General features: G+C 72.1%; 20 protein-coding genes. 16 read left to right on the forward strand and 4 right to left on the reverse strand.

All coding sequences use genetic code 11. The annotated features are described in order from the left end of the window. Positions 1–1,160: 1,160 nt before the first annotated feature. Entirely contained in the window at positions 1,161–1,886 is a 726-nt protein-coding gene (locus ABZY13_RS21985; protein ID WP_356633255.1) for a glycoside hydrolase family 11 protein, read from the forward strand. Between the two features lie 367 nt (positions 1,887–2,253). On the opposite strand, the gene ABZY13_RS21990 is transcribed toward ABZY13_RS21985, so the two are convergent. After that, positions 2,254–4,818 (reverse strand): GH32 C-terminal domain-containing protein, encoded by a 2,565-nt coding sequence (locus ABZY13_RS21990; protein ID WP_356633257.1) that lies wholly within the window; start codon positions 4,816–4,818, stop codon positions 2,254–2,256. Positions 4,819–5,047: 229 nt separating this feature from the next. Continuing rightward, positions 5,048–6,010, reverse strand: a complete 963-nt coding sequence (locus ABZY13_RS21995; protein WP_356633259.1) for a carbohydrate kinase — start codon at positions 6,008–6,010, stop codon at positions 5,048–5,050. Between the two features lie 234 nt (positions 6,011–6,244). On the opposite strand from ABZY13_RS21995, the gene ABZY13_RS22000 reads away from it, so the two are divergent. The 4 genes from ABZY13_RS22000 to ABZY13_RS22015 all read left to right on the forward strand — a co-directional run bounded on the left by ABZY13_RS22000 (position 6,245) and on the right by ABZY13_RS22015 (position 10,381). After that, entirely contained in the window at positions 6,245–7,267 is a 1,023-nt protein-coding gene (locus tag ABZY13_RS22000) for a sugar ABC transporter substrate-binding protein (RefSeq protein ID WP_356633261.1), read from the forward strand. A 180-nt stretch (positions 7,268–7,447) separates the two neighbouring features. Further along, positions 7,448–8,449, forward strand: a complete 1,002-nt coding sequence (locus ABZY13_RS22005) for an ABC transporter permease (protein ID WP_356633263.1) — start codon at positions 7,448–7,450, stop codon at positions 8,447–8,449. Further along, positions 8,446–9,279, forward strand: coding sequence for an ATP-binding cassette domain-containing protein (locus ABZY13_RS22010; RefSeq protein WP_356633265.1), 834 nt, complete (start codon positions 8,446–8,448; stop codon positions 9,277–9,279). The genes ABZY13_RS22005 and ABZY13_RS22010 overlap by 4 nt, the downstream gene beginning before the upstream one ends. 79 nt (positions 9,280–9,358) lie before the next feature. Continuing rightward, positions 9,359–10,381 carry a LacI family DNA-binding transcriptional regulator gene (locus tag ABZY13_RS22015; RefSeq protein WP_356633267.1) on the forward strand — a complete coding sequence of 341 codons (1,023 nt, stop codon included), beginning with the start codon at positions 9,359–9,361 and terminating at the stop codon, positions 10,379–10,381. A 164-nt stretch (positions 10,382–10,545) separates the two neighbouring features. Here the strand turns inward: ABZY13_RS22015 and ABZY13_RS22020 are convergent, their stop codons facing one another. Together ABZY13_RS22020 and ABZY13_RS22025 are read right to left on the reverse strand one after the other, a co-directional pair. Next, positions 10,546–11,151: a sigma-70 family RNA polymerase sigma factor gene (locus ABZY13_RS22020; protein WP_356633269.1), complete on the reverse strand. Its 606-nt coding sequence runs from the start codon at positions 11,149–11,151 to the stop codon at positions 10,546–10,548. A 196-nt stretch (positions 11,152–11,347) separates the two neighbouring features. Further along, a complete protein-coding gene (locus ABZY13_RS22025; RefSeq protein ID WP_356633271.1) occupies positions 11,348–12,064 on the reverse strand; it encodes a hypothetical protein in 717 nt (238 codons plus the stop codon). A 245-nt stretch (positions 12,065–12,309) separates the two neighbouring features. Here ABZY13_RS22025 and ABZY13_RS22030 point away from each other — a divergent pair, with 245 nt between their 5' ends. The 11 genes from ABZY13_RS22030 to ABZY13_RS22080 form a co-directional block, all read left to right on the forward strand. Then, positions 12,310–13,503: an iron ABC transporter permease gene (locus tag ABZY13_RS22030; protein ID WP_356633273.1), complete on the forward strand. Its 1,194-nt coding sequence runs from the start codon at positions 12,310–12,312 to the stop codon at positions 13,501–13,503. Continuing rightward, positions 13,504–14,349 carry an ABC transporter ATP-binding protein gene (locus ABZY13_RS22035; protein ID WP_356633275.1) on the forward strand — a complete coding sequence of 282 codons (846 nt, stop codon included), beginning with the start codon at positions 13,504–13,506 and terminating at the stop codon, positions 14,347–14,349. Beyond that, positions 14,346–15,416, forward strand: coding sequence for an ABC transporter substrate-binding protein (locus ABZY13_RS22040; RefSeq protein WP_356633277.1), 1,071 nt, complete (start codon positions 14,346–14,348; stop codon positions 15,414–15,416). The genes ABZY13_RS22035 and ABZY13_RS22040 overlap by 4 nt, the downstream gene beginning before the upstream one ends. A 112-nt stretch (positions 15,417–15,528) precedes the next feature. Beyond that, positions 15,529–16,428 (forward strand): hypothetical protein, encoded by a 900-nt coding sequence (locus tag ABZY13_RS22045; RefSeq protein WP_356633279.1) that lies wholly within the window; start codon positions 15,529–15,531, stop codon positions 16,426–16,428. Next, entirely contained in the window at positions 16,425–17,447 is a 1,023-nt protein-coding gene (locus ABZY13_RS22050) for a cysteine synthase family protein (protein WP_356633281.1), read from the forward strand. The genes ABZY13_RS22045 and ABZY13_RS22050 overlap by 4 nt, the downstream gene beginning before the upstream one ends. Positions 17,448–17,484: 37 nt before the next feature. Further along, positions 17,485–18,729 (forward strand): ATP-grasp domain-containing protein, encoded by a 1,245-nt coding sequence (locus tag ABZY13_RS22055; RefSeq protein WP_356633283.1) that lies wholly within the window; start codon positions 17,485–17,487, stop codon positions 18,727–18,729. Beyond that, entirely contained in the window at positions 18,722–20,044 is a 1,323-nt protein-coding gene (locus ABZY13_RS22060; protein WP_356633285.1) for an MFS transporter, read from the forward strand. The genes ABZY13_RS22055 and ABZY13_RS22060 overlap by 8 nt, the downstream gene beginning before the upstream one ends. Then, the gene (locus ABZY13_RS22065; RefSeq protein ID WP_356633287.1) at positions 20,013–20,762 is read left to right on the forward strand and encodes a class I SAM-dependent methyltransferase; all 750 of its coding nucleotides are present in this window, start codon (positions 20,013–20,015) and stop codon (positions 20,760–20,762) included. The genes ABZY13_RS22060 and ABZY13_RS22065 overlap by 32 nt, the downstream gene beginning before the upstream one ends. Positions 20,763–20,880: 118 nt before the next feature. Next, a complete protein-coding gene (locus ABZY13_RS22070) occupies positions 20,881–21,819 on the forward strand; it encodes an aldo/keto reductase (RefSeq protein ID WP_356633289.1) in 939 nt (312 codons plus the stop codon). Positions 21,820–21,842: 23 nt separating this feature from the next. Next, a complete protein-coding gene (locus ABZY13_RS22075; RefSeq protein ID WP_356633291.1) occupies positions 21,843–22,190 on the forward strand; it encodes a MerR family transcriptional regulator in 348 nt (115 codons plus the stop codon). A gap of 195 nt (positions 22,191–22,385) precedes the next feature. Then, positions 22,386–24,001 (forward strand): serine/threonine-protein kinase (locus tag ABZY13_RS22080; protein ID WP_356633293.1); only part of this gene is annotated, 1,616 nt, incomplete at its 3' end.

Consider the following 24,001-nt stretch of genomic DNA (forward strand, 5'->3'; position numbering starts at 1 on the left):
CGCAGGCATGGGGCGGACGTCGCGCGGAGGCGATGGAGATATGCCGCACGAGCGGATTTCCCTGGGGTCGCACTACGCTTTCCCCGTTCGGTCGAGCGGGTGTCGAAGGACAGCCGGCTTCCGCTGGTGAGACCAATCAGCAACTCGTCACTGTCAATCAGGGGTTAGTCGAGCGCGCCGGGTTGGCTCCGTGGACCACTACGATCGCAGTGCGAGTCGGCTTCGCTGCGAGGTGACGTACGCGCTGAGGAATGACCGAAAAGGGACCTCTGGAGTGCTGGTTCGGGTGTCGGCTGCTGTAGTCGTGGCGGCCGTGCGGTCGCGTCGAAGGTCGAGGTCCGCGGGGTGTCGGGTGTGGCTGTCGGCGGCTTCGTGACGAGATTTCGTAGCGTCCTCGCTTGACTTGATTATTCAGGTCGTGGCGACTGGAATAGCGATTATCTGCAAGATCTTCCCTCTCTGTCGATGGGTTGTTTCCTGAAGCCGGTTGTATTGATCGGTCATTGCGGCGTAAGCGGGCCAGAGTTTCGACTGTTGTCCGTCCGGTGAAGGAAAGCAGGGCGAACAGGAAAACGGCCCTGTCCCGCTCGTATCTGCTCCATGAGGAGGTCCCCTCCGCGGTACGGCGAGGGCTGGACACTCTGGCGCCGGTGGGTACGCCCGTGCCTCCGAGCGGCGTCGACGCGAGGCCGTTGTGCTCCGGATGGTGCGCTCGCACCGCCGGACGCCGCCGAGGCGTTGGTGTCTCACGCCCGGCCGTTCGCGCACGGTCGCTCCAGTGAGGGCCGCCGTAGTCCCGCCACCCCGGTTCGAAACTTTCGAACAGGGTGCTCATGCTTGCGTTGTCGCCCCTCCTCATCTCATTCAATCCCCCCTGGCAGTCCGCGCGAAGAAAGGTCTGACCAGCGGCGATGCATTCGCCGAGCCCACTCCTGATTGCGTAGTTGTTTCCGAAAGCCTGTCGAAACTGTTGACAGGCTCATGGCGCTCTACGAAAACTGTCGCCACCGAACGACAGGAGACCGTCGTCCCCTCTCCCCTGTACCGGGGATGGCGGTCGGTCGTTGCGGCACGACGACGGGCGACCCCCGCCGTGTTCCATGCAAGGCCGGCGGGCAGCAGGAGTCGCCCGCCCCCACCAGCCTTCATCGGGAGGACGCATGCACCAGGACGGCACGCAGCAGCACCAGATCCAGCAGAACCCCGCTCCCTTCAGCGGCTTGAGCCGACGTGGCTTCCTCGGCGGCGCCGGCACCGTCGCGATCGCCACCGCGTCGGGACTGCTGCTGCCCGGCACCGCCCACGCCGCCACCACCATCACCACCAACCAGACCGGGTACGACGGCATGTACTACTCGTTCTGGACCGACGGCGGCGGCTCCGTCTCCATGACGCTCAACGGCGGCGGCAGTTACAGCACCCGGTGGACCAACTGCGGCAACTTCGTCGCCGGCAAGGGCTGGAACACCGGCGGGCGCAGGACGGTCCGCTACACCGGCTGGTTCAACCCGTCGGGCAACGGCTACGGCTGCCTCTACGGCTGGACGTCGAACCCGCTGGTGGAGTACTACATCGTCGACAACTGGGGCAGCTACCGGCCCACCGGCCAGCACAGGGGCACGGTCTACAGCGACGGCGGCACGTACGACATCTACCGGACGACGCGGTACAACGCCCCCTCCGTCGAGGGCACCCGCACCTTCGACCAGTACTGGAGCGTCCGGCAGACGAAGGTGACCAGTGGCTCCGGCACCATCACCACCGGCAACCACTTCGACGCCTGGGCGCGCGCGGGCATGAACCTGGGACAGTTCAGGTACTACATGATCATGGCCACCGAGGGCTACCAGAGCAGCGGAAGCTCGAGCATCACGGTCAGCGGCTGACGTAGGGCCGGCGAACGACCGGTTGCGGGCTCCGTCCTCGTGGCGGGGCCCGCAGCCATGACACTCCCGGCACCGTCGTGGGAGTCTTCCGGTCGCCCATGGCATGGTCGGCACGCCGTGCCGACCGCCAGGACCTGGCCGGTGAACCCAGGGGGCGCCGTCGGCCGGACACCGAGAGTGGGCGGCCCGCCTGTCGTGCACAAGCGCCGCGCAGACCACGGCCGGGGGCACGCCGACTTCGGCGGCGACGCAGGCGACGGCGTCACGTGTCGCTGCGCCGCAACGGTGGGCCGGGGCCGGCCCGCGGAGGCGGGCCGGCCCCGAACGAAGTGCTCCGCGATCGCCGCGACCGCGACGAAGTCCCCTGTCAGTCGCGGTAGGAGCCGAGGTGCCAGACGCGGGCATGGTCCAGCTTCACCGAGCCGTGCTCGGCGAAGACCTTCACCCCCCGGCTGTCAGGGTCCGGGAAGATCAGGTCGGTGATCACCGCTTCACCGCTGCCGCCGAAGACCTCGACGGACGACCGGTCGACGAGGATCCGCAGTCTCACCTTGCCGTCCTTCGCCTTCAGCGGCGCCCGCTGGACACCCGGGAAGGTGGTGCTGAAGTCCGCCGTGCCCGAGCGGGTCCGGTCGACGTACAACTCCTCGGTCGTGGCGTCGTAGCCGATGACCGTCTCCTCGCCGTCGGCGCCGGTGCGGACCTTCAGGCCGAAGCGTTCGGCGTCCTTCAGGGAGAACCTGGCCTCGATGTCGAGGGCCTCGCCCTCGGCGGCCGGGCCGATCAAGGGCTTGACGCCGTCCGTGACGGTGACGCCGGCAGCCGTCGCCGGTCCGCCCTGCCGTCTGAGGGATCTCAGGGCGCCCACCGGCTCGCTGGTCAGCCGGATCCGGCCGTCGACGGTGCGCAGGGCCATCTCGCGGGGGACGCTCTGCGCGCCGCGCCAGGGGGAGGTGGGGACGGCGCCGCCGTACTCCCAGTTGCTCATCCAGCCGATCATGTGCCGCTTGCCGCCGGGGGTGTTCTCCCAGGACACGGCCGCGTAGTAGTCCTTGCCGTAGTCCGCCCAGTCGGCGCGCTCCACGACGGAGCGGGCGGGTGCGTCGGCGGCCGTGAACCGGTCGACGAGGATGTGGCCCCAGCCGGCGGTGTTCATGTCGACGACCTGGAGACGCGCCTTCTTCCCGGCGTAGGCGCGCGTGTCGAAGGAGGCCCAGTCGAGGGTCTCGCTGTTGGGGCCGGTGGCGCTGCGGACGACCTTGCCGTCGACGATCAGGTTGACGGAGGTCTCCTGGGAGACCCGCCGGGCGGCGGTGTCGGACAGCATGATGTGGTCGACGTTGATGTGACCCCAGCCGCCGGTGTGCTGGTCGACGATCCTGATCCGCGCCTCCTTGCCGGCGAGGTCGCCGACGTCCCACGACGCCCAGTTGAGCGCCTCGCCGTCCCTGCCGGTGGCGCTGCGGACGACCTTGCCGTCGACGAGGAGTTCGAGGGCGGTGGGATCGAAGGAGCCGGAGGGGTGGTTGCCGCCGCCGATCAGGAAGTTGATGTGCTTCCTGTCGATGGTGAACGCCGGCGAGGTGAGGGTGCCGGTCGTCGCGTCGCCGTTCAGGAAGCTGTTGACCAGGCCGCTGCCGAGGAAACCGGAGACCTCCTGCTGGCCGGGGAGGGTTCCGGGGGCCGGCGCGTCGCCGAAGGCGTCCCCGGTCTTCGTCCAGTCGCCGTAGGCGCCGCCCTCGAAGTCGGCGAGGACCGTGCCGGCGGGCGGCGGCCCCTGCTCCATGACGGTGCCGGGCTCGTGCGGGTGGCGTCCGCCGCCCACCTTGAAGTTCAGGTAGGGGCTGTCGACGGTGAACTCGGGCGAGGTGAGGGTGCCGGTGGCGCCGTCCCCGCCGTGGAAGCTGTTGGCGAGGCCCTTGCCCTCGAAACCCTCGACGGGGAGCTGACCGGACAGGGACCCGGCCGACGGTCCGCCGCCGAAGGCCGTGCCGGTGGTCGTCCACCCGCCGAAGTCGCCGCTCTCGAAGTCCTCAAGGACCGTGCCGGCGGGCGGCGTGTAGGTCCCCTTGTCCTCGGCGGTGAAGGTGGTGCCGTCGAAGTCGCCGATGAAGTACTGGGCGGCCGAGCCTCCGGCGATGCCGCCGGGGTTGATGTTGACGACCAGGACCCACTTGATGTTGTTCTCGTCCCCGTCGACCGCGAGCGGGAAGAGGTCGGGGCACTCCCACACGCCGCCGGTGGCGCCGGCCGGGCCGAACTCGCTGAGCAGCTCCCAGTCCTTGAGGTTCTTGGACGAGTAGAACCGCACCTTGCGCTCGGTGGACAGCGACACCGTCATCAGCCAGCTCCCGGTCGGCTCGTGCCACTGGACCTTGGGATCGCGGAACTCCTTGGAGCCGATGTCGATCACCGGGTTGTCCTGGTACTTCGTCCAGGTGCGCCCGCGGTCGGTGCTGTAGGCGAGCGACTGGGCCTGTGTGCCGTCCTTCTTGGAGGCGCTGGTGTAGACCGCCACCATGGGCGGGTTCTTCTCCGTGCCGAAGCCGGTGGTGTTCTTCCAGTCGACGACCGCACTGCCGGAGAACGCCATCTCCTCGTCGTCGTGCGAGATGGCGACCGGAAGTTCCTCCCAGTGCACGAGGTCCTTGCTCACCGCGTGGCCCCAGGAGATGTCGCCCCAGGAGTCGCCGTTCGGGTTGTACTGGTAGAAGAGGTGGTACTCGCCCTGGTAGTACACGAGACCGTTGGGATCGTTCATCCAGTTCTTCTCCGGGGTGAAGTGGAACCGGGGCCGGTGGGTCTCGGAGTACGGCGGGGTCTCGGCGCCGGCGGCCTGAGGGGCGAGCGAGGCCGAGGACAGAGCGCAGACGGTCGCCACCGCCGCGATCAGCCGCATGCGGGCATGACGGGATACACGTCCTGAGCTCATGGGATCTCCGTGGGTTGCTGCGGCCGTCCACACTGCGGGGCCTGCTGCCCGGCACGGACGGAGGGGTGATGACTTGACGGGCGCCGTCGTCCACGGCGCCCGTCGAGACGGTGAGGGAATGTGGTCGACGACTTGTGTCATCGATGACATCGAGGGCCCGATGATGAGGGCTCTTCGGCCGTCACGTCAACGGCCCGGCATCGAATCACCGCGCGAACCGTCCACCTGCTCAGCCGTTCCCGCCCGTCGCGAGCCGCTCCACCTCGGTCCGCCACGGCGGGTTGGGGCCGGAGACCGAGCAGGTCAGCGCCGCGACCCGGACCGCGAACCGGCAGGCTTCGGCGACGTCGTCGAGCCGCAGCCGCGTCAGCCGGCCGCCGAGGAGGCCGCGGTCCCCGAGGTGGTGCAGCAGTCCGGCGGTGAAGGAGTCCCCGGCCCCCACCGTGTCGACGACCCGCGCACGCACGGCCGGCACCTCGACCCGTTCGCCGTCCAGCGAGGCCAGGACGCCGCCGGAGCCGCGCGTGATCACCACCAGCCGCGCCCCTGCCCGGTGCCAGATGTCGCACGCCTGCTCGGGGGGCGTGCCCGGCAGCAGCAGTTGCAGGTCGTCCTCGCTCATCCGGAGCACATCGGCGAGGGAGCACCAGTGGGCCATCCGCGCACGGTAGACCTCCGGGTCCACCAGCAGCGGCCGGACGTTGGGGTCGATGCTGACGGTCGCCCGAGGGGCCGCGGCGGCCAGGAAGTCCTCCACCGCCGCCGACCCGGGCTCCCGGACGAGGGCCAGCGATCCGGTGTGCAGGCAGACCGTTCCGGTCAGGTCCACCCGGGCCAGTTCCCCGGCCGTCCACTGCCAGTCGGCCGTGTTCTGGGCGTGGAAGGAGAAGGCGGCCTGTCCCTGTCCGTCCAGTTCCGCGACGGCCAGGGTGCTGGGCTCCGCCGCCTCGACGGCGCTCGACAGATCCACCCCGGACGCCTCCAGACGCGTCCGGAACAGGCGGCCGAACACGTCGCCCGACAGTCGCGCCAGGAAACGGGCCGGGGTGCCGAGGCGGGCCAGCGCGACCGCCGTGTTCGCAGGTCCGCCGCCCGGCAGCACGCGCAGGGCGAGCTCGTTCGAGGCGCCGGCGGGTTCGGTGAACGCGTCCGCGATGCATTCCCCCAGGACGGTGATCTGGCTCGGGCTCATGGGCTGCTCTTCTCTGCGAAGGTACGGGCGGCTGCGGGCGCGCACCGTGCACGGACCGGGCGCTCGCCGGGCCGTTACGAACTTGTGTCGGAGGCAAGGCATTGACGTTGCCGGGACGGGGAGTCCATCATCCTCGGCAAGCGAGTGTCAACGATGACATAAGTCATCGATGACACTCCGGGACGGCAATATCCGATGCCGCCGCACCACCCCACGATCCCGCTGGAGTCGTTCATGTCTCGCACCTCTCGCCTGCCCTCGGCCCTCCTGCGGGCCGCCGCGTGCACCGGCCTGGCAGCCCTCACCCTGACGGCCTGCGGCTCCGGCGCCGGCACGGACGGCTCCGGATCCGGCTCGGAAGCCGTCAAGGTCGGCCTGATCACCAAGACCGACACCAACCCGTTCTTCGTGAAGATGAAGGAGGGGGCGGAGAAGGCCGCCGAGGAAGAGGGCGTCCAGCTGTCGACCGCCGCCGGCAAGTTCGACGGCGACAACGCCGGTCAGGTCACCGCCATCGAGAACATGGTGGCCGCCGGGGTGAAGGGCATCCTGATCACGCCCAGCGACTCCAAGGCGATCGTGCCCGCGATCGAGAAGGCCAGGGCGAAGGGCGTGATGGTGATCGCCCTGGACACCCCGACCGACCCGCAGAGCGCCTCCGACGCCCTCTTCGCCACCGACAACTTCAAGGCCGGCGAGCTGATCGGCCAGTACGCCAAGGCCGCCATGAAGGGCAAGGAGGCCAGGATCGCCACCCTCGACCTCGCCCCCGGCGTCTCCGTCGGCGTCCAGCGGCACGACGGCTTCCTCAAGGGCTTCGGCGTCGACGGCGGCAGCCCTGCCGTCGTCTGCTCCCAGGACACCGGCGGCGACCAGGCCAAGGGCCAGACGGCGATGGAGAACTGCCTGCAGAAGGAGCCGGGCATCAACGTCGTCTACACCATCAACGAGCCGGCGGCGCTGGGCGCGTACACCGCGCTGAAGGCGAAGGGCAGGGAGAAGGACGTGCTGATCGTCTCCGTCGACGGCGGCTGCACCGGCACCCGGGCGGTCCAGGAAGGCAAGATCGCCGCCACGTCCCAGCAGTACCCGCTCAAGATGGCCGCCGAGGGCGTCAAGGCCGTGGTGGCGTACGCGAAGGACGGCAAGAAGGCGTCCGGCTACACCGACACCGGCGTCACCCTGATCACCGACAAGACGCAGACGGGCGTCACCTCCAAGGACACCGCCTTCGGCCTGGAGAACTGCTGGGGCTGAGCCGCCGCCCGCCGATCCCGACCACCGTTCGACCTCCTTGGTGGGGCGGCCGGCTCCTCCTCCCCGACCGGGGACGGCCGCCTCCTTCCGCCCTCGACCCGCGCCCGGCGCTCCTTTGCCCGGTCCGGCCGAGGGCGGACAAGGCCGACAAGGACTTCTGTCTTCCGACAAGGACTTCGCATGACCGCCACGTCCACGCCCTCGCCGTACGCCGGGCTGAAAGCTCCGTCCACGGCCCGCAGACTGCTCACGGCACCGACCACCGGACCGCTGGCCGCTCTCCTTCTGGCCTGCGCGTTCTTCTCCCTCTCCACCGACCGGTTCCTCACGGGCGGGAACTTCTCCCTGATCGTGCAGCAGGTCATGGTCGTCGGCACGCTCGCCATCGGACAGACCCTGATCATCCTCACGGCGGGCATCGACCTGTCGTGCGGCGCCGTGATGGCCTTCGGCAGCATCGTGATCGCCAGAATGGCCGCCGAGGGCTCCCTGCCGCCGCTCGCGGCCATCGCCCTGGGCCTGGTCGTCTGCGGCGGCTTCGGCCTGCTCAACGGGCTCCTGGTGCAGAAGATCCCGCTGCCGCCGTTCATCGTCACCCTCGGCATGCTCAACGTGGCGTTCGCCCTGACCCACATCTACTCCGAGGAACAGACCGTCACCGACCTGCCCGGCCCGCTGACGGCCCTGGGGCAGACCTTCCCGCTCGGCAACACCGACATCACCTACGGCTCCCTGGTCACCATCGCCCTCTTCCTCCTGTTCGCCTACGCCCTGAGCAGCACCGGCTGGGGCCGGCACGTCTACGCCCTGGGCAACAGCCCGGAAGCGGCACGCCTGAACGGCATCCGCACCTCCCGCCTGACCATCGGCGTCTACACCGTCGCCGGCCTCCTCTACGGCGTCGCCGCCCTCCTGCTCATCTCCCGCACCGGAGTGGGCGACCCGCAGGCGGGCCAGACCGACAACCTCGACAGCATCACCGCCGTGGTCCTCGGCGGCACCAGCCTCTTCGGCGGACGCGGATCGGTCCTGGGCACCTTCATCGGCGTCCTCATCGTCGGCGTCTTCCGCAACGGCCTGCAGCTGATGGGCGTCGCCTCCATCTACCAGACCCTGATCACCGGAATCCTGGTCATCCTCGCGGTGACCGTCGACCAGATCTCCCGGAGGAAGGCCCGATGACCACCCCCGCCCCCACCCCCGTCCTGCAGGCCCGCGGCCTGGTCAAGCGGTACGGCCAGGTCACCGCGATCGACGGCGCCGACTTCGACCTGCTGCCCGGCGAGGTGCTCGCCGTCATCGGCGACAACGGCGCCGGCAAGACCAGCCTGATCAAGGCGCTCACCGGAGCACTCGTCCCGGACGCGGGCGAGATCCTCCTCAACGGCGAACCCGTCCACTTCTCCGGACCGCAGAGCGCCCGCGCCCACGGCATCGAGACGGTCTACCAGGACCTCGCCGTCGCCGCCTCCATGGACATCGCCTCCAACATGTTCCTCGGCCGCGAACTGCGCCGCCCCGGCGTCCTGGGCAGCGTCCTGCGCATGCTCGACAAGAAGCGCATGCGCCGGGAGGCCGCCGAGCACATGGCCGACCTCAAGATCGGCCTGCGCTCGCTCACCCAGGCCGTCGAGACCCTCTCCGGCGGCCAGCGGCAGGCCGTGGCCGTCGCCCGCTCGGTCGCCTGGGCCCGCAGCGTCGTCGTCATGGACGAACCCACCGCCGCCCTCGGCGTCAAGGAGTCCGGCCAGGTCCTCGAACTCATCCGCCGCGTCCGCGACAAGGGCATGCCGGTCGTCCTGATCAGCCACAACATGCCGCACGTCTTCGAGATCGCCGACCGGATCCACGTCCACCGGCTCGGCCGGCGCGCCGCCGTGATCAAGCCCTCCGACTACTCCATGGCCGAAGTCGTCGCCATCATGACCGGGGCGCTCACCGTCGACGCGGGCGGGGATACTGTCGTGGCGGATTCCGAGGCGGCCAAGGCCGCAGGCGTCCGCGCCACCTGACCGCATCACCCGACAACTCGACACTCGACGGATTCCGGCCGGGGCCGCGGCCGGATCCGCCCGGCACAGGAGACCGTCCATGGCAGCGAACCGCCGCCCCACCCTGGCCGACGTCGCCCGAGAAGTGGGCGTCAGCGCCAAGACCGTCTCCCGTGTCCTCAACGAGGACGGGCCCGCCTCGGCCCGCACCAGGGAACAGGTGCTGGCCGCAGTGGCCAAGCTCGGCTTCCAGCCGAACCTGATGGCCCGCAACATCCGGGTCGGCGGGCCCGACACCACCATCGGGCTGGTCGTCCCCGACCTGGGCAACCCCTTCTTCGGAGCCGTGGCCCAGAGCATCGAGGACACCGTCCGCGACCGCGGCCTGACCCTGCTGATGGGCTCGTCCGCGGACGACCCCGACCGCGAACGCGCCCTGACGGACAAGTTCCTGGCCCGCCGCGTCAGCGTCCTGATGGTGGTGCCGTCCGTGGGCGCCGACCACTCCGCTCTGAAGACCCACCGCGCCGGGGGTCTGCCCGTCGTCTTCCTCGACCGGCCGGGCGCGGGCCTGACCACGGACAGCGTCGTCAGCTCCAACCGCACCGGCGCTCAGGACGGCGTCGCCCACCTGATCGCCCACGGACACCGGCGCATCGGCTTCGTCGGCGACCTCCCCGCCAAGCTGTACACCCGCCGCGAGCGTCTGGCCGGGTACCGCACGGCCCTCCAGGACGCCGGCATCGCGTACGACCGGTCCCTCGTCGTCGACGCCCACGGCCTCGGCGAGGCGTCCGCCGTGACCTCCCGGCTGCTGAACCTGGCGGATCCGCCGACCGCGCTGTTCGCCGGCAACAACATCGTCGGCCTGGGCATCGTCACCGAACTCGCCCGCCGCGGGCGGAAGGACGTCGCCGTCGTCGTCTTCGACGACGTGGAGCTCGCCGAGGCGCTGGAGCCGGCGCTGACGGTCGTCGCCCAGAACCCCGGGGAGATCGGCCGGGCTGCGGCGACCACCGCACTGGCCCGCCTGGACGGCGACCGCTCCCGTGCCCGCAGCATCACCGTCCCCACCCGCCTGATAGCCCGCGGGTCGGGGGAACAGCCGGCGCCGGGGCGGTAGGGAAGCCCGGTGCCGCCGGCCCGGCCCGCGAGGGATTCGCGGACCGGGCCGGCCGGGAGCGGGCCGGTCGTCGGTGTCCGCGGGCCGGGACCGATCGGGACTCGGCTGCCCATGCCGACTGCCGCCCGGTGAGGACGCCGGGCGGCGCGCGGACGGGCAACCGGTCAAGCAGCCGCCGCTGCCGTCATCCGGTGTCCCTCGGCCTCGTGCAGGGACTCCAGCAGGGAGGTCCGCGCGCGGGCCACGCGGGAGCGTACGGTGCCGACCGGGCAGCCGCTGACCAGGGCCGCCTCCGCGTAGGACAGTCCCAGCAGCTGGGTCAGGACGAACGCCTCGCGGCGTCCGACGGGGAGTGCGGCCAGCAGCTCGGCGAGGGCGATGCCGTCGTCGAATCCCGGGAGGCCGCGCGGCTGGGCGCGTTCGACCGCCGACTGCCAGTCCTCGGTGGGTGACAGGCGGGGCCGGGCGGCGGCGTGCCGGAAGTTGTCGATCACCGTACGGCGTGCGATGGACAGCAGCCAGCTGCGCGCCGAGGAGCGGCCCTGGAAGCGGTGGAGGCTGCCGAGGGCGCGCAGGAAGGTCTCCTGGGTCAGGTCGTCGGCGGACTGCGGGTCGGCGCCGAGGTAGGTGATGTAACGGCTGACGTCCCTGTGCAGGGCGCGGACGAGCTTCTCGGCGGCCTCGGTGTCGCCGCCGCGGGCGGCGAGCGCCCATAACGTGATCGACTCGTCGGTCGGGCGCGGCGAAACGCGCGGGGTGGAAGTGGGCACCTGATGTCCTTCTCGGGGTCCTGGAACCGCGCGGGCGCGGCGCGAACCGGCGGTTCCGGTGAGTGTCGAGCGACATGTCGAGTGACGTGTCGAGTGACATGGCGTACGGCGCGCGCACGGGAGGGCGCGGCCGATGCCCGAGGCGGGAAGGGCCGTTGGCGGCGCTTCGTGACGGGCCTCGGGGAACCGGCTGTCGTCAGGCGACAGCGGGCCCGGCGGGCGGGCCCCGAGAGGTGACGGCGTGGACGAGGAGCAGCCTGCGCAGGGCGCGTTGCGCACCCCGCCGGCGGGCGCGGACGCGGGGGCGGTACGGCGGAGCGGGCAGTCGGAGCAGCAGGCCCAGGGGTGCGACGAGCCAGCCGGTCAGGACGCGCAGGATGCGGAAGGCGGCGCGTTCGCCGTGGGCGAGCCACAGGGCGCAGAGCAGGGCGCTCACCAGGTGGACCGCGACCATGCCGGTCGGGGACATGCCGTCCATGGCGTGGCCCGCGGGCGCCGGTGCGTCCGGGGACGTACCGCCGTCCACGCCGGTGCTCGCGACGATGGACCACGTGGAGCCCGTGGGCGTCATGGAGTGCGCGGCGGACGCGCCCGCCCTGCCATGGCCCGCGGCGTGAGCAGCGGTGACCCCGGCCGATTCCCCCGGTAACACGGCCACGCCCGCCTGGGCGAGTGAGAACAACGCGTGGAGGACCGCCTGTCCGGCGACCGCGAGTGAGCCCACCACGACGGGTCCGCGTTCGCGGCCGGCCAGGCGCCAGGCCGCCCCGCCCGTCACCACCGCACCGCCGATCAAGGCCCAACGGGGCACCGCGGCATGGGACATCATCACGTGCCCCTGGACAGCGAACAGCACGCTGATGACCGCGAACACGGCGGCCCTCAGCGCGCGGGAACTCCGTCCAACCGTCATGGCGGCCTCATCCTCGCACCGGAACCCCCTCCGTCACAGGGCTCGTGCGGCGACAGAAACCGCGCAGCCTTCCCAACGTCCCCTCATCGTGCGGGAGTTCCGCCGTCGGCCCGGAACTTCCCCGCACCCGCGGGAACTATCGGGCCGTCGTGGCCGACTACTGGGCAGCAGGCGGCGCTCGGGCATCCCGTGGACCAACCGCCCTGAAGCACCGTGGACCGACCGACCCCGAAGCAGGAGACCTCATGGCCGAGGCCGCACCGACACCGCCGCCGACAGGTCCCGCCGTCGTCGTCTCCTCGCCCGGAGCGGCGGGCGTGTTCTCGTCCGGGCCGGCGGGCGCGTCCTCGTCCGGGCCGGCGGGCGCGTCCCCGCCCGGCCGGGAGCCGCGGACGCGTGCCGCCGGTCGCGGTCGGCTGCCGGTCACGCTGGTGGCGTTGTCCGTGACGCTGGTCGTCTCCGTCCTGGCCGGCATCGCGCTGGGGCCGACGGTCGTCCCGCCGGGCGACGTCGTGCGTTTTCTGTACGCGGCGCTCACCGGGGGCGCCATCGGGGCGGACGAGGTGACCGGGTACTCCATCGTCTGGCACGTGCGCACCCCACGGGTGCTGCTGGCGGCGGTCGTGGGGGCGGGGCTCTCCGTCGTGGGCGTCGCCATCCAGGCGCTGGTGCGCAACGCCCTCGCGGACCCGTTCGTGCTGGGAATCTCCTCCGGCGCCTCGGTCGGGGCGACCGCGGTCGTGGTGTTCGGGATCTTCGCGGGCCTGGGGGTCTTCGCCCTGTCGGCCGCCGCGTTCCTGGGCGCCCTCGGCGCGACGGTGCTGGTGTATCTGGCCGCGCGCGGACCCCTGGGGCTGACGCCGCTGAGGCTGGTGCTGACCGGGGTGGCGCTGGCGTACGGCTTCCAGGCGCTGATGAGCGTCCTGGTCTTCCTCGCGCCGAACGGGCAGGCCGCCCGGACCATGCTGTTCTGGCTGCTGGGCAGTCTGGGGTCCGCGTCCTGGGAGTCGTTGCCGCTGGTGGCGGGCGCGGTCCTGGCCGCGGTGGTGGTGCTGCTGCGGCAGAGCCGGTCCCTGGACGTGCTGTCCCTGGGGGACGAGACCGCGGCGAGCCTGGGTGTGGACGCGGACGCGCTGCGGCGCGGGCTGTTCGTGCTCACGGCGGCCGTCACCGGGCTGATCGTGGCGGTCAGCGGCGCGATCGGCTTCGTCGGACTGGTCCTGCCGCACGTCGTGCGGATCTGGGTGGGCTCCACGCACCGGCGGGTGCTCGCGGTCGCCCCGCTGGCCGGGGCCTGCTTCATGGTGTGGGTCGATCTGGTGGCCCGTACCGCCTTCGCACCCGAGGAACTGCCGCTCGGGGTCATCACGGCGCTGATCGGCGTCCCCGTCTTCGTGGTGCTGATGCGGCGCCGCGGTTATCTCTTCGGAGGTCGGTGAATGGTCGGGACGGACTCCACGGTTGTCTCCCTGCGCGGCCTGTCGGTCGTGGCAGCCGGGCGCGCCCTGGTCGACCGGCTGCACCTCGACGTGCCCGCCGGGCGGGTGGTCGGGCTCGTCGGCCCCAACGGCAGCGGCAAGTCGACCGCGCTGCGATGCGTCTACCGGGCGCTGCGGCCCACCTCGGGCGCCGTCCTGCTCGACGGCGCCGATCTGACCTCCCTGAAACTGCGCGACAGCGCCCGGTCGATCGCCGCCCTGACCCAGGAGAGTCACACCGAACTCGACTTCACCGTCGAGGAGGTGGTGGCCCTGGGCCGGGCGCCGCACGCCCGCGGCAACCACCCCCTGACGGCTCGGGAGCGCGAGCTGTGCCGGCGGGCGATGGACCGGCTGGACGTCGCCCACCTCGCGGACCGCAGCGTGCTCACCCTCTCCGGCGGCGAGCGCCAGCGCGTCCTCGTCGCACGCGCGCTGGTCCAGGAGCCCCGCGTCCTGGTCCTGGACGAGCCCACCAACCACCTCGACGTACGGCACCAGGTGGAGCTGCTGTCCTTCCTGCACGGGTCGGGGCTGACCGTGCTGACCGCCCTGCACGACCTGAACCTGGCCGCCCAGGTCTGCGGCCGGGTCGCCGTCCTCAGCTCCGGCCGCCTGGTCGCCTGCGGTGCGCCGGCCGAGATCCTCACCCCCGAGCTGGTCCGCAAGGTGTTCGGCGTCGACGCCACGGTCGTGCCCCATCCGCGCACCGGCGTTCCCCAGCTGCTCTACGACTTCGCTCCGTCCCCGTCCGACGCTCCCGCATCCGCCGACGCTCCCGCACTCGCCGAAGGACCCCACTCGTGACCGGATCCCGCTCTCCCCAGACCACACCCCGCTCGCCCGCGAGCGCACCCGGATCCTCCCGGACCCGCCCCCGTTCCCCCCGCGTCCTCGCCGCCGGGCTGCTGACCGCCGCGCTGCTGCTGACCACCGGCTGCGGCGCCGAGGTCGAACCCGTTGCGGGCGGCCCGTCCGGCACGGTCACCGTCTCCAACTGCGGGCAGGACGTCACGTACACCGTCCCCGAGCGGGCGGTGGCCTACGACGTCAGCGGCGCGGAGAAGATGTTCGCCCTCGGGCTGGCCGACCGGATGCGCGGCTACGTCATGAACAAGCTCGGCGACCCCGCCATCAAGGGCTCCCCCTGGCGTGAGGACTACGCCTCGGTCGAGCGGCTCGGCACCGAGCGCATCACCCGGGAGATCGTCGTCGACGCCAGGGCCGACTGGGTGCTGGCCGGCTGGAACTCCGGCTTCAGCGAGGAACGCGGCATCACCCCGGCCCTCCTCGAGGACGTCGGCATCGCCAGTTACCTCCACACCGAGACCTGCTGGAGCTACGGCGACCGCGGCGTCGACGTGGCACCGCTGGAGGCCCTCTACACCGACCTGGACAACCTGGGGCGGATATTCGGCGTCGAGAAGCGGGCCGCCGAACTCGTCGCCGACCTCAAGGACCGCATCGCCGCGCTGAAGAAGACCTGGCCCGCCGAGGGCGACCCCGCCAGGGTGTTCGTCTACGACTCGGGCACCGACCAGCCCTACACCGCGGGCCGTCACGCCGCGCCGAACGACATCATCAAGGCCGCCGGCGGAACCAACATCTTCGGCGACCTCGACAAGGGCTGGACGACGGTCGGCTGGGAGCCGGTGATCCGGGCCAAGCCCGAGGTCATCGTCATCATCGACTACGCCGACCAGCCCGCCAAGGACAAGATCGCCCACCTCAAGTCGCTGCCGAGCCTCAGAGCCGTACCGGCCGTGAAGAACGACCGCTTCCTGGTCATGTCCTACGGCGACGCCGTCAGCGGCCCGCGCAACGTCACGGGCGCCGAGAACCTCGGCCGTTACCTGCGATCGATCGGGCGGTGACGGTGGCCTCCCCATGCGCCCCTGCCCCTGCCCCTGCCCCTGCCGCAGCCGCAGCCGCAGTCACTGCACCCGCACCCGCCACCCCTGTCCACCGGCACGAACGGGGCTCCCCATGCTGACCCTCGCCGAAGGCTCCCCGCCACCGCACCGGGCGGCCCCCAGCGTGTCCGGGGTCTGCCACGGCACGCTGGGCGAGCTGTACCAGGGCCCCCTGCGGGCGGGGCCGGACCCGGACATCGCGCTGGTGTCCTTCCCCGTGGACCGCCACACGTGGGTGCATTTCACGCGGGGCCCGCACGCGCCGACGCCGCCGCCGACCGGGGAGAAGTCGGCGACGGCGGCCCGGCTGTTCCTCGAGCACTTCGGGCTGACCCTGCCGCCGGGCCGCTGGACCGCCCACTCCGATCTGCGGGTGGGGGTGGGCATGGCCAGTTCCACCGCCGACATCGTGGCGACGCTGCGCTGCCTGTTCCGCCTCTTCGACCTGCCGTACGACCCGGAGGTGGTGCTCGGCGTGCTGGCGGCGATCGAGCGGGCCGACAGCGTGTTCCTGGACGAATGGGCGCTTCACCTCAGCGGCCGGCACCGCGTGGTCCGGCGGCTGGGCACCGGCATCGGCTTCCACACCGCCTACATCGTCGAGCCCGGCACGGTGGACACCGCGGCCGTCACCGGCCTGCTGCTCGCCCACTACCGGCGCCACGGCGAGGAGTACGAGCACTGCCTGGCGGACCTGCTGAAAGGCTTCGCCTCCGCCGACCCGGCCGTCGTCGCCCGGGCGGCGACCACCAGCGCCGCACTGTCCCAGCGCGTCCTTCCCAAGTCGACGTTCGACGACGTGCTGGCGCACCGCGAGCGCTTCGGCGCCGACGGGATCTTCGTCGCCCACACCGGCTCCCTGATCGGCTACCTCTTCCGGCGCCGGCCCGGCGCCGAGGTCAAGTCCGAACTGTCCGCGTTCTTCCACTCGCTCGGCCACCAGTGCTCATTCGCCCAAGGAGGCTACGGGTGATCCACCCCCACATCGCCGACGCCCTGAAGGTTCCCGACCTGGTCCGGCTCACCGACGGCCTGGTGCTGCTCCGGTTCGAGTCGATGAAGATATATTCGGCGCTCGCCGCCGTGCGGCACCTGCTGGAGCGGGGCACGATCCGCCCGGGGCAGACCCTGGTCGACAGTTCCAGCGGCATCTACGCCTACGCGCTGGCGCTCGCCTGCCACCGCTACGGCATGCGGTGTCACATCGTGGCGTCCACCACCGTCGACACCACCACACGCGCCCAGCTGGAGATCCTCGGCGCCACCGTCGAACAGGTCGCACCGTCGCAGAGCCTCAAACTCGACCAGCAGTTGCGGGTGCGGCGGGTGAAGGAGATCCTCGGCCGGCACCCCGACTGCCACTGGATGCGGCAGTACCACGACGACGTGCACTATCTCGGCTACCACGAGGTCGCCGACCGCGTCACCGCCGCGTTCCCCGGCCGGCCGCTGACCGTGGTGGGCGGCCTGGGCTCGGGAGCCTCCACCGGGGGCCTCGCGCAGCGCATGAGGGCCACCGACCCCTCGGTGCGGCTGGTGGGCGTGCAGCCCTTCGGCAGCGTCACCTTCGGCAGCCAGGACCACCACGACCCCGAGGCGATCATCGCCGGCATCGGGTCGTCGATCGTCTTCGACAACGTCCGCCACCACCTCTACGACGCCGTGCACTGGCTGGACTTCACCCACGCCATGGCCGGCACGGTCGCCCTGCTGCGCCACCACGCCGTCTTCGCCGGCCTGTCCACCGGCGCCGCCTACCTGGCCGCGACGCACGAGGCCCGCCGCCACCCCGACCGGCTGCACCTGGTGATCGGCGCCGACACCGGCCACCGCTACGTCGAGCGCGTCTTCGCCCGGCACGGGGAGGCCCTCGACCCGGCGGCGCTCAAGCCCGTCGAGATCGCCGCACCCGAGGAGATGACCATGCCCTGGTCGACGATGGCCTGGCGACGCGCCGCCTGCCCGGCGCACTGGAAGGAGCAGGCGGCATGAGCACCACCTGCCCGGCGCACCGGAAGGAACGAGCGGCATGAGCGTCGTCTGCCTGGAGTCCCTGACCTTCGGACTCGGTCACCTGGTCCGCGCCGCCGACGCGCTCGGTGAACGCCTGATACTGCTGACCCGCGACCCCGGCTACTACGCCTACGAACTGGAGCGGCTGGCCCCGGACGCCCTCGACGTCGTCGTGACGGACACCTTCGACACCGAGCAGGTCGCACAGGCCCTGCACCGCACGCCGGACCTGCGCGGACTGATCAGCTCGACGGACACCTGGACGCTGGTCGGCGCCGACCTCACCGCCCGCTTCGGGCTGCCCGGCCTCGACCCGGCCGTGCTGCGGCTGACCCGCGACAAGGCGGCCGTACGCAATCTGCTGCACGGGGCCGGGCTCACGCGCGGCCGGGCCGCCGAGCCCACGCCCGGTGGGGCCGGAATGCGGGAGCTGCTGCTCAAGGAGACCGGCCTGCCCGCGATCCTGAAGGACACCGCGGGCACCGGCAGCCAGAACGTCTGGCTGGTCCGCGACGAGACCGAACTGGACGCGGCGCTGGCGGAAGCGGCCGGCCGGGACCTGAAGGGACGGCTGTTCGCCGAGCCCTACTTCAGCGGCCCGGTGTACAGCGCCGAGACCCTCACCTGGGCGGGCGACACCCGACTGCTCGGCGTCTCCAGCCGGCTGATGTCGCCCGAGCCGCACTTCCGGGAGGAGATCACCGCCTTCCCCGTGGCGTTCCCCGCACCCCGCAGGGCCGCACTGGAGCAGTGGCTCGGGCAGGTGCTCGCGGCCGTCGGCTACACGGACCGCTTCGCGCACGTGGAGTTCGTCCTCACCTCCGGCGGCCCCGAGGTGGTGGAGATCAACCCCCGGATCGGGGGCGCCCTGGTGGGCGAGGGACTGTGCCGGGCGCTCGGCGTCAACGTGTACGAGGCGATGATCGAGACGGCGCTGGGCCGCCGCCCCCGCCTCATGGACGCGGACCTGCCCGGCGGCCCCGCCGTCGCCTTCGTCCTCGGCTACCCGGCCGCCCCCGGCCTGTACGCCGGGGTGGCCGGGCTCGACCGGCTGGCGGACATGCCGGGAGCGCCGGCCTGGTACCCGGTCAAACAACTCGGCGCCCCCGTCGAGCACTTGGACGACAGCCGCGGTTACGCCGGCATCGTCTACGCCGAGGCCGAGACGGCCGAACTCGCCACGCACCGGGCAGTGGCCGCCGCCAACGCCGTTCGCGTGCTCACCGAGCCGTTCCCGGCCCCCGAGGCGCCCGGTGGGTGAACGCGCCGCGGTGGGCGCGAGGCTGCGGGCGGCGCTGGCCACGGTCGACGGACCGCTGCGCTTCCTGCTGCTCAGCTCGTTCCTGATCCCGCTCGGCAGCTTCATGGTCCTGCCGTTCATGTCGGTGTTCCTGCACGAACGGCTCGGCATGGGGCTGGGCACGGTCGGTGTCGTGCTGGCCGCGGCGTCCTTCGTGCAGTTCTCCGGCGGGATCGTGGGCGGCGCCCTCGCGGACCGGATCGGACTGCGCCGCACCATGCTGTGGGCGCTGGTCGTCCGCACGGCCGGGTTCGTCGGACTGCTCCTGGCGCTGCGCTGGCCGCCCCTGGCCGTCGGCGCGCTGATCCTCACCTGCTGCGGCGCCGCGTTGTACCTGCCCGCCAACAAGGCGTATCTGATCCACGGAGTCGACGACGAACGCCGTCCGGCCTTCCTGTCGGCGGGCAACGCGGCCCTCAACGCCGGCATGGCGGTGGGCCCGCTGATCGCCGGGCCGTTCGTGCTGTCCGCACCGGGCGGGCTGTTCGTCGCCGTCACCGCGCTGTTCGTCATGGTCACCGCGGGCCACGCCCGGCTCCCCGACGCCGGGGCCGCGCACGAGCCGGACCCGCAGCAGGCGTCGCGGCCGGCCGCCGCGGACGGGCGGTCCACGCCGCCGGGGCGGCCGGGGACGGACGGTCGGGGCGGGGGCCTGTTCGCCGGGGTGGCGGTGCTGCCCTTCGCCGCCAACGCCCTCGCCTTCTACCTGTACTTCCACTTCCAGCACTACCTGGCGGTGTACGCCGTCGAGCGGGCCTCCAGCGCCTTCTACAGCCTGGTCCTGCTGCTCTGCTTCACCCTGGTGATCGTCGTGCAGCCGCTCGCGTCCGGCCTGATCCGGCGCATGCCCTACGCCACCGCCCTCGCCGTCGGCTTCACCGGCCTCGCGGCCGGCCTGGCCGTGCTCGCGGTCGGCAACCGGCCGGCCCTGCTGGCCGGCGGAGCGCTGATCACTCTCGGCGACATCGTGCTGTTCCTCAAGAACGACCTGGAAGCGCTGCGCCGCAGCGCGCGTTCCGACGCCGTCGTCTTCGGCCGGCAGCGGCTGGCCGCGGGACTCGGCGCCGGCCTGAGCGGGCTCGTGGGCGGACAGTTCTACGGCCTTGCCGAAGGGGCCGGGAACACCGGCCGGTTCTGGCTGCTGGCCGCCGCGCAGTGCCTGCTGCTCCCCCTGCTGCTGCCGGTACTGCGCGGTCGCGCGACGAAACCACCTCCCCTCGACGACGAAGGAGCACTGAGACCGCATGACACGGACGGGCGGATTCCAGGACGATGACTTCTGGACCGAGTTCCACGACTTCCTCTTCTCCGAGCAGCGCCACGACCAGGCCGAAGAACTCCTGGACGGCTCGCCCCTGCTGTCCTTCCCGCCCGGCTCGCGGGTGCTGGACCTGTGCTGCGGACCCGGCGTGTTCACCGTGCCGCTCGCCCGCCGCGGGTACGACGTGACGGGGGTGGACCTGAGTGAGGCCATGCTGGACCGGGCACGCGAACGGGCGGCCGGCCTCGGCGCCCGGGTCACGTACGTGCGGGCCGACGCCCGCGACTACGAGGCGCCGGGCCGCTTCGACGTCGTCCTCAACATGTTCACCTCGTTCGGATACTTCGAGGACCCCGCCGACAACGCCCGCGTGCTGCGCACCATGCACGACTGCCTGGCCCCCGGCGGCACCCTGATCCTGGACCTGGCAGGCAAGGAACTGCTGGCCCGCAGGGTCACCCCGCCCAAGGTGGTGCACCGCGGCGACGACCTCGTGGTGCAGACCGACACCGTCCTGGACGACTGGGCACGGCTGCGCAGCGACTGGGTCCTGGTGCGCGGCGAGCGGGTGACGCGGGCCACGCTGGAGTGGTTCGTGTACAGCGCGGTGGAACTGCGGCACATGGCGCGCGAGGCGGGGTTCGGCCGGGTGGAGATCTTCGGCGGCTTCGACGGCCGCCCCTACGACGAGAACGCCGAGCGCCTGGTGCTGCGGGGGATGCGGGGGGAGTGAGGGGGAGCGCGGGACGGTCTCACGGTCATCCGTGCCGCGGGACCGATCCCGCATCCGGGCCCAGCCGGTCGAGGCCGGGGCTTGACCTGGAGCGCGCTCCAGGTCCGAGGATGGCGGCGTGGAAACCACCGAACCCCAAATCGTCCTGGGCACCATGGATTTCGGCACCCGCGTCGAACCCGACCAGGCCTTCGCGATCCTTGATTCCTTCGTCGCCGGCGGCGGTGTCTGGCTCGACACCGCGAACTGCTACTCCTTCTGGAACGACCCCAGTGGCGTGGGCGGCGCCAGCGAGCGCGTCATCGGGGCGTGGCTTCGCGCCCGTCCGGGTGCGCGCGACTCGGTGCGGATCGCGACGAAGGTCCGGCAGAATCCGCTGGTCGCCCACTCCTGGCCGGACAGCGCCGAAGGGCTCTCCGCGCGCGCGATCCACGCCGGTGTCGAGGCGAGTCTGGAACGGCTGGGAGTCGATCACGTCGATCTGCTGTGGGCCCACGCCGAGGACCGTGCCGTGCCGCTGGAGGAGACGGTCGGCGCCTTCGGCGAGCTGGTGGCGAAGGGGACGGCCCTGCGGGTCGGGGCGGCGAACCATGCCGCCTGGCGGGTCGAGCGCGCCCGGTCACTCGCGCGGGAGCGGGGCGTGGAACCGTGGACGGCCCTGCAACTGCGCCACTCGCTCGTCCAGCCGCGCCCGCTCACTCCCCTCGCCGAGGCCGGCCACCGCATGCTCACCGCCGAGGACCTCGACCTCGCGCGCTCGGAAGGGCTCGCCGTGTGGTCGTACAGCTCGCTGCTGTGGGGCTCCTACGAGCGCGCGGACAAGCCGCTGCCGTCCACCTATGATCATCCCGGAACCACGCGGGTGCTCGACGCCCTGGACGACGTCGCCGGCGATCTCTCGGCCACGAGGAACCAGGTCGTCCTGGCATGGCTGATGCGACAGGGGATCGATCCCATCGTCGGCGCCAGCCGGGTGGAGCACGTCGAACAGGCACTTGACGCACGCGCTGTGCGACTTGGCGACGAGCATCTGACGCGGTTCGCCGAAGCGCGGTAGCGGCCCTCACCGGAGGAATCGTCATGACCATCCTGACCCCCGCGGCGGCCGCCGACCGCACCGGCGTCTCCATCGACACGCTGCGCTACTACGAACGCGAGGGGCTCATCGGCCCGATCCGGCGCTCCGCCGGAGGGCGAAGGGAGTACACGGAGGACGACGTCTTCTGGATCGGCCTGGTGACGTGTTTCCGCGAAGCCGGCCTCGGCATCGCGGACTTGCGGGAGTTCGTCGCGATCCTGCGCGCCGAGCACTCTCCGCAGGAGCGGGTCGCCTTCCTCCACGAACGCCGGGCCGCCCTGGAGCAGCGGGTGACGGCACTGCGCCGGGCCATGGACGTGCTCGACGACAAGATCGCCTATTACAGCTGAGCGCCGGGAGCAGGTTCGCCGTGCCGTCCCGGCGACGGCGGCCGCCGAACTCGTCGGCGCCGTGCCCCGGTTCGAGGAAGGCCAGCTGCTCCGCTACGCCCGCGGCCCGGAGGGCGTCGTCGGGCCGGCGGCGCAGCGACTGCGCCGAGGGGGAGACGGCGGACACGGCGCCCCGGCTTCTCCTAACCTGGCGCCATGAATGTGCCGGGGGAGCTGGTCGACGAGCGGTTCGAGTTGGTCGAGCGGCTCGGCAGCGGAGGCATGGGCACGGTGTGGCGGGCCCGCGACACCGTGCTCCACCGCGACGTCGCCCTCAAGGCGGTCAGATCGGACGCGGCGGCGAGCGACGCCGTGCGCGAGCGCGTGCTGCGCGAGGCCCGGGCCCTTGCCCGCCTCAGCCATCCGTACGTGGTGACGGTCCATCACATCGTGGACGCCCAGCCGCATCCGTGGATCGTGATGGAGTTCGTGCCCGGCTCCTCGCTCCAGGACCGGCTCGCCGCCCAGGGGCCGCTGCCGCCGGCGGAGGCGGCTCGCATCGGCCGGCAGGTGCTCTCCGCGCTGGCCGCCGCGCACGCCGTCGGCATCCTGCACCGGGACGTCAAACCGGCCAACATCCTGCTGCGACCCGACGGAACCGCGGTGCTCACCGACTTCGGGATCGCGGCGCTCCAGGGATCCGTCTCCCTGACGGCCACCAACGAGCTGATCGGCTCCCCCGAGTACGTCGCGCCGGAGAGGGCGCGCGGCCGGGACAGCGGTCCCTCGTCCGACCTGTGGTCACTGGGGCTGGTGCTGTACGTGTGCACCGAGGGCGTCAGTCCACTGCGCCGGGAGTCGACCCTGGCCACGCTGGCCGCCGTGCTCGACGACCCGGTGCCGCCCCCGGTGCGGTCGGGGCCCCTCGCCCCCGTGCTCCAGGCCCTGCTCGTACGGGACCCCGCGGCGCGCCCCGACGCGGTGCGACTGGACGCGATGCTGGCGCAGGCGGAGGCGGGGACGGCTCCGCACTGGGCCCTGCCGACGATGACGGGCCCGGTCGCGCCGGCGCCGGCGCCGGTGGTTCCCACGCAACTGGACAGCCCACGGCCGACGCTTCCGCAGCCGCCGGGCGGTGCACCGGCACGGCAGCGCAGTACCACCGCCGTCGTCGTCGCCGTGATCGCCCTGGCCGTCGCGGTCGTGGCCGCCACCGCGCTCGCCCTCACCCAGTACGACGCGGGCCGGGACACCGCGGACGGCACCCGCGGCGGGACGGGCACGAGCGCCCCGGCCACCCCCACGGCGCAGCCCACACCCGCCCCGACCCGGACGCCCACTCCCACGCCGGTGCCGACGCCGACGGTGACCGTCACCAGGTCGGTCACCCCGAGCACCGCCCCGCCGCCGGCCCCCGGGCGGTGGATCGCCCAGCTCCTGTCCGAGCCCGTCGGCTCCGGCGCCGGCGTCCGCGACCGGCGGCTCGCCAAGATCCGCGAAACCGTCCCCGAGGCCGAGTACCTCCGCAGCGACGACTACGCCTCGCTGCGCCGGGGCCACTGGGTGATCTACGCGCCGGGTCCGTTCAGCGACGGCAGGGCGGCGCTCGCCTTCTGCGCCGAGCGCGGCAGGACCACGGCCAACAGCTGCTTCGGACGCTATCTGTCCGCGGACCCCGCCGACTCGGTGCTCCAGTGCCACCCTCCGGCGAGCAGCCCGTCGGGCCGCTGCACCCGCCTCGGGTCCGAGGACACTGGAAGAACCCCGTCGAACCGCCCGGCCCCGGCCGCTCCGGCCGCCTCACGCCCTCGTCCCTCCGAACCGCCGTCGAA

This window comes from Streptomyces sp. NPDC006610, assembly GCF_040611575.1.
In the GTDB taxonomy this organism is placed as follows: Bacteria; Actinomycetota; Actinomycetes; order Streptomycetales; family Streptomycetaceae; genus Streptomyces.